Annotated in this window: 7 protein-coding genes; all 7 read left to right on the top strand. The window is 44.8% G+C overall.

Annotation, left to right across the window (positions count from 1 at the left end):
• Positions 1 to 99 precede the first annotated feature (99 nt).
• The 7 genes from FSB73_RS25495 to FSB73_RS18035 all read left to right on the top strand — a co-directional run bounded on the left by FSB73_RS25495 (position 100) and on the right by FSB73_RS18035 (position 12,395).
• The gene (locus tag FSB73_RS25495; protein ID WP_225974143.1) at positions 100 to 3,027 is read left to right on the top strand and encodes a heavy metal-binding domain-containing protein; all 2,928 of its coding nucleotides are present in this window, start codon (positions 100 to 102) and stop codon (positions 3,025 to 3,027) included.
• A gap of 12 nt (positions 3,028 to 3,039) precedes the next feature.
• Positions 3,040 to 3,837, top strand: coding sequence for a heavy metal-binding domain-containing protein (locus tag FSB73_RS25490; RefSeq protein ID WP_225974142.1), 798 nt, complete (start codon positions 3,040 to 3,042; stop codon positions 3,835 to 3,837).
• Positions 3,723 to 5,522, top strand: coding sequence for a copper-translocating P-type ATPase (locus tag FSB73_RS18045; RefSeq protein WP_225974141.1), 1,800 nt, complete (start codon positions 3,723 to 3,725; stop codon positions 5,520 to 5,522). The genes FSB73_RS25490 and FSB73_RS18045 overlap by 115 nt, the downstream gene beginning before the upstream one ends.
• An 809-nt stretch (positions 5,523 to 6,331) precedes the next feature.
• Positions 6,332 to 6,634 carry a DUF6660 family protein gene (locus FSB73_RS27745; protein ID WP_394344805.1) on the top strand — a complete coding sequence of 101 codons (303 nt, stop codon included), beginning with the start codon at positions 6,332 to 6,334 and terminating at the stop codon, positions 6,632 to 6,634.
• A 166-nt stretch (positions 6,635 to 6,800) separates the two neighbouring features.
• Positions 6,801 to 7,409 carry an efflux RND transporter permease subunit gene (locus FSB73_RS26925; protein ID WP_262712376.1) on the top strand — a complete coding sequence of 203 codons (609 nt, stop codon included), beginning with the start codon at positions 6,801 to 6,803 and terminating at the stop codon, positions 7,407 to 7,409.
• A gap of 172 nt (positions 7,410 to 7,581) precedes the next feature.
• On the top strand, positions 7,582 to 11,175 hold the full coding sequence (locus FSB73_RS26920) for a CusA/CzcA family heavy metal efflux RND transporter (protein WP_262712375.1): 3,594 nt from the start codon (positions 7,582 to 7,584) through the stop codon (positions 11,173 to 11,175).
• Between the two features lie 17 nt (positions 11,176 to 11,192).
• On the top strand, positions 11,193 to 12,395 hold the full coding sequence (locus tag FSB73_RS18035; protein ID WP_091401251.1) for an efflux RND transporter periplasmic adaptor subunit: 1,203 nt from the start codon (positions 11,193 to 11,195) through the stop codon (positions 12,393 to 12,395).
• The last annotated feature ends 176 nt before the right edge of the window (positions 12,396 to 12,571 follow it).

Genomic DNA, 12,571 nt, shown 5'->3' with positions numbered 1-12,571 from the left:
CCGAGTAGTAATAATTTTCTAACACGGGAATGCAGTTACGGGAGTGAGCATCAAAAGAGGCAGGAACGTTCCGGAGTTGAAAAAACAAAAATTATACGAATGAAAAATATATTCATCTTAATCACCTTGTTATGCCTGGGCCAGGCAGTCTTCGCACAAACGTTTGATCGGGGCAATAATGATACTTATAGGCCGTTCACAAGCTTTGCTGCACCAGTGGCCAGGCCCACGCCGCTGGATTCGCCGCCACCCTCTGGTGTAATTTCCAATCTGGAGAAAGACCTCGCCACAAAAACGGTGAAAGGCGCGAATTCAGGCATCCATTTTCCCGAAGGAACACCGGGTGTCAAAACGGTCCGCTATGATTTATATGTGACCGATAGTACGGTCAACTATACAGGCAAAAAGCGAAAAGGCATTGCCGTTAATGGCAGCATCCCTGCGCCGACGCTGGTATTCACGATCGGTGATACGGCCATCATTTATGTGCATAACAACGCGGATGAACCGACTGCCGTGCACTGGCATGGGGTACAGTTACCGAACCGGATGGATGGCGTACCCTTTATGACACAGCAGCCTATACCACCCCATACCACCCATATCTATAAATTCCCCGTCGTACAGGCGGGCACTTACTGGTATCACAGCCATTTTTCTGTGCAGGAACAAATCGGCCTATATGGCGCCCTGATCTTTAACAAACGAACAGAACCAGAAATTCCGACCATCCCTGTGGTGCTCAGCGACTGGAGCGATATGAGACCCAAGGAGATAGACCGGAGGCTGCATACGGCAAACGACTGGTTTGCCATCAAAAAAGGCACTGTACAAAGCTATTCTGAGGCGATAAAAGCAGGTAAACTTGGCGTGAAGCTGACCAATGAATGGAAACGGATGAAGGCCATGGACGTCAGCGACGTCTATTATGAAAGGTTTTTTGTAAATGGGCAAACCGAGGAGCAGTTTCCCCAATTTAAAGCCGGCGATAAGGTTAGGTTGCGTATTGTCAACGGCGGCGCCTCTTCCTATTTCTGGCTTAGTTATAGCGGTGGTAAACTGATGGTGGTGGCTAATGATGGCAATGATGTCATGCCGGTGATGGTGGACAGGATGATCATTGGGCCGGCGGAAACCTACGACGTAGTCGTGACGATTCCAAAGGACATGCAATATGAGTTCCTGGCCACACCCGAAGATCGTACCGGTTCGGCGGGGCTTTGGCTGGGCAGTGGTATGAAAATGGCCGCCAAAAAGCTCCCCAAACTGAAATACTTTGCAGGCATGAAAATGATGAATGATATGATGAAAATGAATGGGGATATGAAGCCTATGGGCATGAATATGACCCTACAGACCATGGATATGAATAGTGTCATGTATCCGGAAATGGATGAAAATGCAGGTGATGAAAACATGGATGGAATGCAAGGTATGAACGGTATGAGTGAAATGGAGCACCCAAAGCATCATCAACCCCAGTCATCATCCTCCGAGCAGACCTATGTCTGCCCCATGCATCCGGAAGTAACTTCAGATAAGCCTGGCAAATGTCCCAAATGCGGTATGACCTTAGTCAAAAAGAAGGCACACGGGAATAAGGATATGGCGGCTGGCAGTACAAAAATGAAGGATATGCCAATGAAAGATATGGAGGGAGGAAGCCAGGGTAGCGTTATGGCGGCTGGAAAAATGACCTATGTCTGCCCCATGCACCCGGAAGTGACTTCAGATAAGCCTGGTAAATGTCCTAAATGCGGTATGGCTTTAGTCAAAAAGAAGGCAAACGGGGATAAGGATAGCGCTGCTGGTGCTGGCAGTACAAAAATGAAGGATATGCCGATGAAATCTATGGACGGTGGAAGCCCGGGTAGCGTTATGGCGGCTGGAAAAATGACCTATGTCTGTCCCATGCACCCGGAAGTAACTTCAGATAAGCCAGGCAAATGTCCTAAATGCGGTATGGATATGGTGAAAAAAGACACAGAAGGTAAGATGGATATGGATATGTCCTCTGGTGGCATTACAACGCTGAATTACAATATGCTGGAAGCCCCCGAAAAGACAACGCTCCCCAAAGGTCCCTGGAAAGAACTGAAATTTGAATTGACCGGTAACATGAACCGTTATGTATGGACACTGGACAACAAGACCGTTTCGGAAAGCGATAAAATACTCATCAAGCGTGGAGAAAATATCCGCATCATTTTGCACAATAACTCCATGATGCGCCACCCCATGCACCTGCATGGTCATGATTTTAGGGTACTTAACCAATACGGTGAAAAGTCCCCCATGAAAAATGTACTGGATATTATGCCGATGGAAACCGACACTTTAGAATTCCGCGCATCAGAAAGCGGTGACTGGTTTTTCCATTGTCATATCCTCTATCACATGATGAGCGGTATGGGCCGAGTATTCAGTTATGAAAACAGTCCTGCCAATCCGGAGATTCCTGATCCGGATAAAGCCTATAAAATGCTGAAAAAGGATGACCGGATGTTTCACCTGATGGCCCAAAATGACTTCGCTACCAATGGCAATGACGGTTCCCTGATGTATGCCAATACACGCTGGGCTTTCCAGAGCGAATGGAGATTAGGCTACAACGCCCATCACGGCTATGAAGTGGAGACGCATTTCGGCAGATACCTGGGTAAGATGCAATGGCTTTTTCCATATGTAGGCATTGACTGGCGTTACCGCAAACATTCGGCACATGATAAAAGCCTTTTGGGCCAAGAAAACACCAAAGATGACCGTAAAGTCATTCACGCCGGGTTGCAATATACCTTACCCATGCTACTAGTCCTAGACGCCAGTGTGGATCAAACAGGGTATTTCAGAATTCAGCTGATGCGGGAAGACATTCCACTTACGCCAAGGCTAAGAGCATCCTTTATGGTGAATACGGACCGCGAATATATGGTTGGAGGAAAGTATATCCTGACGAAAAACCTGGGCCTCTCTACCCATTACGACAGCGACATGGGATGGGGAGCCGGGCTTACCATCACTTATTAAACGCAAAAATTCATGAAACATACTTACAAGATAACCGGTATGAGCTGTGACGGCTGTAGGACAAAAGTAGCGCATGCGTTAAATGCCCTTGAAGGCGTTTCAGCAAAGGTCAACTTAGATCCGCCTCATGCGATACTCACGATGGAGCAGCATGTTCCCATCGAAAAATTGCAGGAAGCATTATCTGCTGCGGGCGATTATACGATAGAAATGTTGGGACATGACGAGGGCATTGTTGTAGCCGGGGGGCAGGTGCCTGCCCATGGAACGGCCGGTCCACAACTGAACCACCATGCACCTATCCAACATAATAAGTCACATAAGGATGACGATCAGCAGACAGGTCATGGGACATATTATTGCCCCATGCACTGTGAAGGTGATAAAACGTACGACAAACCGGGCAACTGCCCGGTTTGCGGGATGAGCCTGGTGAAAAAGCCTGCATTACAAAAAGTCACCCGGTACAGCTGCCCAATGCATCCCGAGATTATCCGGGACAGCCCGGGTTCATGCCCGATATGCGGGATGGATCTGGTACCCATAAATGGCGGCGAGAAAGAGGAAGATAATACCTATAAAGATCTGCTACGCAAATTTAAAATTGCCGTACTGTTTACCCTACCCATTTTTCTGATCGCCATGACGGAAATGATACCCGGTAATCCACTATTTAATGTAATGGGCTTAAAGTATTGGAACTGGGTGGAGTTTGCACTGTCCATTCCTGTGGTGTTCTATGCGACCTGGATGTTTTTGAGCGGGCGGGGCGCTCCATCATCACCTGGAGACTCAATATGTTTACCCTGATTGGTGTCGGTTCCGGTGTCGCCTGGCTGTTCAGCGTGCTTGCCTTGTTACTGCCGGGGATTTTTCCCGATCAGTTTAAGACGCACGCAGGCACGGTGTACGTTTATTTTGAAGCGGCCACGGTTATCCTGACCCTCGTGCTCTTAGGGCAGCTCTTAGAAGCCCGGGCACACGGTAAGACCAATAGTGCCATTAAAGAACTTTTGAAACTGGCACCCAATAGTGCGACTAAAATTGTAGGAAACCAGGAAAGCACGCTGTCCATAGAGGATATTCAAAAAGGAGATCTGCTGCGGGTGAAACCAGGAGAGAAAATACCTGTGGACGGAAGTATTAAAGTTGGAGCAGCCACCATTGATGAATCCATGATCTCCGGAGAACCCATTGCGGTGGATAAACAGGCGGGCGATAAAGTAAGCGCGGGTACGATAAACGGCAATAAGACCTTTACCATGCTGGCGGAAAAAGTAGGTGCTGACACCCTGCTCTCGCAGATTATTGAGATGGTGCATACTGCCAGCCGCTCCAAAGCACCAATCCAGAAACTGGCCGACAAGATTTCCGGCTACTTTGTGCCGATCGTCGTTGTCATTGCGCTCATCGCTTTTACAATTTGGGCTATTTATGGGCCTGACCCGGCCTATGTTTATGGTTTTGTCAATGCCATAGCGGTACTGATTATAGCCTGTCCCTGTGCATTGGGGCTGGCCACGCCCATGTCGGTCATGGTGGGTGTCGGCAAAGGCGCTAAATCAGGTATTCTCATCAAAGATGCTGAAGTGCTTGAAAAAATGAACAAGATCGATGTACTCATAATTGATAAGACGGGTACCATTACCGAAGGCAAGCCCTCAGTGGAGAAAATGGTCAGTACAAGCGCTCAATACGCGGAAAAAGAGATGCTTCAAATGATCGTGGCCCTCAATAGTCACAGCGAACATCCTTTAGCCGAGGCAACACTTAAATACGGCAAAGAAAAAGCCGTGCAGGCAAAGGCCGTTGACAAATTTGAAGCGGTCACGGGCAAAGGCGTTATAGGGGAATATGAAGGCCAGTCCCTGGCGCTGGGCAATGAGAAACTAATGGAGCAGGTAGGTGCGGTCATTGCGGCCGGGTTATTGAAGCAGGTTACCGACGAACAAAAGCAGGGGAAAACGGTTTCCTATTTGGCGGTAGGAAACGCCGCTGTCGGTTATATCGTGATTTCAGATAAGATCAAACAAACAAGTGCGGAGGCCATTCACAGATTACAGGAAGAAGGGATGGAGGTTATCATGTTTACAGGTGATAATGAAGCAACGGCAAAGGCGGTGAGTGACACGCTGCATCTTAATGGATACAAAGCGCAGATGCTGCCTGAAAATAAACTGGAGGAGATCAAGCGCCTTCAGGCACAGGGCAAAAAAGTGGCGATGGCAGGAGATGGCATAAACGATGCGCCCGCGCTGGCGCAGGCGGATATAGGCATTGCCATGGGTACCGGGACCGGAGTAGCCATTGAAAGCGCCGCTATCACCTTGGTAAAGGGTGATTTGAATGGAATAGCCAAGGCTCGGTTATTGAGCCATAAGGTGATGCGCAACATCAAGGAAAACTTGTGGTTTGCCTTGGGATATAACGTCTTGGGGATCCCCATTGCAGCCGGGGTGCTCTATCCTTTTTTCAGCGTTTTGCTGTCCCCATGATTGCAGCCCTGGCCATGAGCTTGAGTTCCGTTTCAGTCATCCTGAATGCACTTCGGTTAAGGAATGCCAAGATTCATTTTAGTAGTTAGATATATTAGATTAAACCCCTTAAAATTTTAAAATATCCTGTCACGGAACCTCAAAATCACTTCTCCCCCATAGGGGATCGTCACGAAACGGATCCCCATTTGAAACTTCTTTTCATGCTGATACTGTCCTTTATCTCCATGTATATTTTAATGTATGCCATGGTAAACAGCCTGGAAAATGTATTTTCCAACATTACATTAACTAGTTTTATATGGCGGCACTGATGACCATGCCAATGATTATTATCGAACTAGCAATAAAGAGTAAAATATAACACTAGAGGCAGATAAAATTAATGAAGACAAAGTTGAAAACCTTGCAAAAATGACCACCAGAAAGTCAGCGTAAGTGTTTTTATGGTAACGAACCGGATCAACTTTATTTTACTTAAATACGATTTCTTATACTGTTTGCCCGTCATCATCAAAAAACTTCTAAAGATTTTTTAAATATCTTTCACCCGTAAAGTTCATTTAATTGCGTCCGTTCATTTGGATAATACACACAGAAAATTATTTTTAAATGTCACGAAAAAAAAGATGATGAGTTATAATCCTAACGGAAAATTAAAGAATTTATTCTCATTTTGACATCACTTTATCATTTTATATATGTTACCCAGATATAATGCAACAGTGTATTAATAAAAATCAATTCAAATCGAGTATTTTTTAAAAATAATTTTTACTTTTGTCTCGAATGAAATTTTTACTGCAATATTGGCATGCTATCTTGTACTTTTATCTGTAATTCCTTGCAGAGATAAGGCGAATACGGCTGTTAACGGTAAAGAAGTGACTACAATTTCAGCGAGAACTAATCATCAACAAGATAACCGACATAAAACCGATGCCTGTACTCCTTTCTGCAACTGTTCCTGTTGCCCGGCATCTGCCTTCTTCCAGCCAGTGCCTGTTTTTACAATAGCTAAAGTAGCCATAAGGGCATCTTACCCAATAACTGATTTGACTTTTGTATCCCACGACGATAAAAGCATTTGGCAGCCTCCCCAATTGTCCTAACATTTTGATTGCTAAATTGTTTTGTTGGTAACAGATTTGTTGCCCGCACAATAACATTATCCGCAATCATTCTTTTTTATTTCAATAATTTTTTTGAATCTGTCTGCCTGTTGCGTGGCGACTATATCAATAGTTAACCTGCACCAGATAGGCATAAAAGATTAAAATGTTAGATAAGATCATCAAATTTTCCATCCAGCATAAGTTGATTATAGGGCTTTTTACGCTTGGGCTAATTGCATGGGGCATATTTTCCCTTACCCGTTTGCCCATTGATGCGGTGCCGGACATCACTAATAACCAGGTGCAGATTATTACCTCCTCGCCTTCCAATGGGGCTACAGATATTGAACGGTTTGTAACTTTCCCCATTGAACAAACCATGTCTACCATCCCGGGCAAGGAGGAAATTCGTTCTTTTTCCCGTTTTGGGCTTTCCGTGGTAACGGTCATTTTTAAAGATAATATAGATGTATATTGGGCAAGGCAACAGGTCAGCGAGCGCCTTGCCGAAGCCAAAACAGAAATCCCTGACGGCATGGGAAATCCCGAGCTTGGGCCGGTCTCCACCGGTCTTGGGGAGATCTACCAGTATGTCGTACGGCCAAAGCCTGGATATGAGAAAAAATATTCCGACAGAGAGCTGCGCAGCATCCAGGACTGGGTTGTCCGACGCCAGTTGCTTGGCGTTCCGGGAGTGGCCGATGTGAGCAGCTTTGGCGGACATTTGAAACAATATGAAGTAGCACTCAACCCGGATAAACTAAGGCCATAGGTGTTAGTATCAGCGAGGTATTTAACGCCTTAGCACTAAATAACCAGAATACTGGCGGTGCTTACATTGATAAAAAGCCCAATGCCTATTTTATCCGCAGTGATGGTTTGATAAAAATTTAGACGATATCCGCAACATTGTTGTAAAAAACACGCCGGGGGGAACGCCTATCTTGATTAAAGATGTAGGAACCGTGCAATACGGCTCTGCTATTCGCTACGGTGCCATGACTTATAACGACGATGGTGAAACGGTGGGAGCACTTGTTTTAATGCTGAAAGGTGCCAATGCTTCTAAAGTAATTGGGGATGTCAAGGAGCGAATCGCGGAAATCTCGAAGACACTTCCACAAGGTGTTGAAATAGACCCGTTTTTAGACCGTTCCAAACTTGTTGGCAGGGCAATAAGTACTGTAACCAGGAATTTAGCGGAAGGGGCGCTAATTGTCATATTTGTCCTCGTGGTTTTCCTGGGGAATCTGCGAGCCGGGCTGATCGTGGCTTCGGTTATCCCACTCTCGATGTTATTTGCCATTTCCCTGATGAATGTCTTTGGTGTTTCTGGGAATTTAATGTCGTTGGGGGCGATAGATTTTGGATTAATTGTGGATGGCGCTGTCATTATTGTGGAAACGGTATTGCATCAACTTGCGATGCGAAAGCCGGGTAGACTGGCTCAAAGTGTCATGGACCACGAAGTGCATTATTCTGCCAATAAGATGATGAGCTCTGCAACATTCGGTCAGATTATTATCCTGATTGTTTATTTTCCAATTCTTGCCCTGACCGGTATTGAAGGCAAAATGTTCCGACCGATGGCAGAAACCGTTGCTTTTGCCATTATCGGTGCACTGATTCTTTCGCTGACCTATGTACCTATGATGAGTGCGTTGTTTTTGAGTAAAAAAGTCAAGCACAAAAGGACCCTATCGGACCGGATTATGGAAATTTTTCAGAAAGCTTATACTCCACTTATTCATCTTGCATTAAAACGACGGATACTGACTATAGTAATTGCCATCGTATTATTTATTGGAAGCCTGGTTACGTTTAAATACTTAGGCGCTGAATTTATCCCTTCCCTGGACGAAGGGGATTTTGCAATAGAAATGCGTGTCATGACAGGCAGCAGTCTTTCCCAGACAGTTGAAGCCACGCAAAAGGCAGCAAAGGTTTTGAAAGACAACTTCCCTGAAGTTAAAGAAGTAGTCGGGAAAATAGGCTCCTCAGAAATACCGACCGATCCTATGCCGGTGGAGGCAGCTGACGTAATGGTCATTTTAAAAGATAAGAAAGACTGGACCAGTGCATCTAATAAAGATGAGCTGGCAGAAAAAATGCAGGCAAAGCTGGAAGAAAACGTCCCGGGTGTAACGTTTGGGTTCCAGCAACCCATACAAATGCGGTTTAACGAGCTTATCTCCGGTGCTAAGCAGGATTTGGTAGTAAAAGTGTTTGGTGACGACTTAGATATGCTGGCAAAATATGCAGAACAAATAGGCGACATTGCGCAGACAGTAAAAGGTTCTGCTGATATTTATGTAGAGCAGGTAACCGGCCTGCCGCAAATCGTTGTTCATTATAACCGCAGCCAAATTGCGCGCTTTGGCCTTAATATTGCCGAAATTAACAGGGTCATTCAGGCGGGTTTTGCAGGAACCTCTGCCGGACTTGTTTTCGAAGGGGAGCGGCGATATGACCTGGTCATTCGCTTAGAAAAAGAAAACCGGCAAAGCATTGAAGATATTAAGAATCTATCTGTCACTACTCCGGCAGGCATTCAGGTCCCCATCAGCCAGTTGGCAGATGTAGAAATGGAAATAGGCCCTAATCAGATTCAGCGGGAAGACACTCGCCGCAGGATCATGGTAGGCATCAATGTGCGCGGCAGAGACGTCAACAGCCTTGTACAGGAACTTCAGCAAAAGATTGACCAGAAAATTAAGTTTGAACCAGGTTATTCACTTACCTACGGAGGGGCTTTTAAAAATTTGCAGGAGGCCTCCGCACGGCTTTCCATAGCGGTACCAGTGGCACTCCTATTAATATTTTTCCTGCTCTTTATTTCGTTTAATTCTTTCAAGCAGGCGCTGCTAATTTTCACTGCAATCCCACTTTCTGCTATTGGTGGTGTATTTGCGTTATGGATAAGGGGCATGCCATTCAGTATTTCAGCTGGCATCGGATTTATTGCACTATTTGGCGTGGCTGTATTGAATGGCATTGTACTGATAGCAGAGTTTAATTCGCTTAAAAAATCGGGCATCACTAATCTTCGTGAGATCGTCATAATGGGCACCCGTGTGCGCCTGCGGCCAGTGCTGATGACCGCCACGGTGGCATCCCTTGGATTCTTCCCGATGGCGCTTTCCCATGGCAGCGGTGCGGAGGTGCAAAAACCATTGGCTACTGTTGTCATCGGTGGACTTATAACTGCTACTTTCCTCACACTTCTGGTGCTACCGGTGCTGTACACCTATTTTGAGGGCATAAAATGGAAAAAAATGAAAGCCGGAGCAACAATTACAGTGCTTTTAGTTTTAATGTTTAGCCCTTTGGTGACAAACGCTCAAACAAATCAGCCAAAGCCACAGCCACAGACGTTAGAGATGATCATCCAAAAGGCGGTCACCCAAAACGCATCGGTAAAATCCGCAACGCTGGATATTCATAAACAGGAATATCTCAGGAAAACAGCTACAGATTTCGGCAAAACAAATATTGAAGGGCAATATGGCCAATCCAACAGCAGACGATGGGATACTTACTTTTCTGTGAATCAAAATATTCCCAACCCAGGATTATTTGGAGCACAGAAAAAACTGGCAAATGCCCGTATAAAAGAAAGTAAGCTCAATGTAAATGTGGTGAAAAATGACCTTATTTATAATGTAAAATCTGTCTATTACCAGCTAAATTATTTATTAGCCTACCGCCAACTGTTATATGCTCAGGATACAGTGTATCAAAACTTTCTAAAAGCGGCTGACTTACGGTATAAAACTGGGGAAAGCACTTTGTTGGAAGCAAAAACAGCACAAACGCAGCTGGATGAAATCAAGAACGTTGCAGCGAAAAATGAAGGAGATATCCTGATTGCACAAAAAGAGTTACAAACGCTGTTAAATTCGGCCGCACCTATTGCTATCACTGACAGTATGATTATAAAAGCAGATGCAGCTTCCTTTTTGCATCCGGCAGATTCATTAAGTAGCCCGGTTTTAAAGCTCATCCAGCAAAAAATCGAAGTTGCTAATCACGCCGTCCAGGTGAGACGCGCTGAAGCCGGGCCAGATTTTTCTATTGGCTATTTTAATCAAAGCATTATTGGCATGCAACCTGTAAAAGGACAAGAGATCTATTTTGGTGCCGGTAACCGCTTTTGGGGGGTGCAGGCAAGTATCAGTATTCCACTCTTTTACAAGCCTTATAAAAATAAAATCAAGGCAGCGAAAGTAGATGCACAGATAGCACAAAAGCAATTTGAATTGTATAGTACCAATATCAGGGGAAAATATGACCAGGCCATTTCAGAATACCTGAAGCAGGAAAAGAGTGTCCGATATTATGAGGCGAGTGCTTTGCCAAATGCGGAGTTCATACGGAGGCAAGCGCAAAGCGCGTTTCAGCAGGGAGAAATCCAATATGTAGAACTATTGCAGGCACTGCGAACCTACTCAGAAATAAGGTCTAACTATTTACAAACCGTCCATCAATTCAACCGATCTGTCATTGAGTTGCAATATTTGTCCGGAAAAAATAACTAACTTTTAAATTAATTACGATGATACAGATAAAAAAATATGGCCTGTTGCTGCTCATAGCATTCACAGCTTTGCAAATAACCGCATGCAGCAGTAATGAAAATACTCCTTTACAAAACAAATCCTCAAGGTCGGATACTGCCGCCGAAGAAGTTTCAGACAATACTGTTACCTTAACACCACAGCAATTACAGTCCCTGGATATCAAGACCGGCAAAGCGGGGCTTCGTAATTTAAGTGCTGTCATTCAGGTAAATGGCAGATTGGAAGTCCCACCTCAAAATGCGGTGAGTATTACCATCCCCTATGGCGGTATCGTTAAATCAACAACACTATTGGATGGAAAAAGAGTAACCAAAGGTGAAAGGCTTGTCACTCTGGAGAGCCCCGAATTCATCCAACTGCAACAAGATTATTTAGATGGAACCAATCAGTTGGAGTTTCTTACGTCTGAGTATAACCGGCAGCAAGAACTGGCAACACAAAATATTAATGCCAAAAAGACACTGCAAAAATCCAAAGCAGATTATCAGGCTGCGCTCAATAAAGTAAAGGGGTTAAAAGCAAAGCTATCATTGATCCATATAAATACCAATACTTTAGAAGAAAATGGCATCCAGAATACCGTTACGATTTATTCACCCATCAACGGGTATGTAACACAGGTCAATGTAAACCGGGGAACGCACGTCAATCCCAATGATATGATGTTCAGGATTGTGAATTCAGATAATATGTATGTTGAATTGGCGGTATTTGAGAAGGATATCCCTAGACTAAAGCGGGATTTGAACATTCATTTTTCATTGGTCAATGACTCAACAGCATATAGGGCTCAAATTTACCTGATTGGCAAGGAGATAGGTAAAGACGGCAGCATACCGGTAAACTGCCGCATTACGAGCCCTATTACCTCATCCATGATCCCTGGTATCTATTTGAAAGCAACCATTGAGACCGGGACAAGCCAGTTAACCGCTCTTCCCGAAAACGCCATCGTAAGCTTTGGTGGAAAGGACTACGTTTTTCAGCCGGAATCGCCAAAATCGGGAAGCATTCAGGACGGGTACAGCTTCCGAATGCTCGAAGTTGAAACAGGTGTAACAGAAAATGGATATACGGCGGTGACCTTCACAAAAGATTTCAATCCCAACATGGCCATCGTAATCGAGGGTGCGTATGATCTGCTTTCAAAAATGAAAAATACATCCGAGGAAGAATAAACTTTAAATCAGCAGGAAGTCTATGCTATTATTTCTTTTAATACCGGTATTAACAATTATTGTAGGCGGTTTGGCGGCCATTTACCTAAAACCATCTCAGACGATATATAGTGTTATTCTTCACTTTTCTGCTGGAGTTGTTTTTTCAGTGGTTTCCGTAGAGCTTCTTCCTGATA

The sequence above is a fragment of the Arachidicoccus ginsenosidivorans genome, assembly GCF_007971385.1.
Taxonomy (GTDB): domain Bacteria; phylum Bacteroidota; class Bacteroidia; order Chitinophagales; family Chitinophagaceae; genus Arachidicoccus; species Arachidicoccus ginsenosidivorans.
Note: the sequence above shows the minus strand (reverse complement) of the source record. Positions and strands in the feature narration are given on the sequence as shown.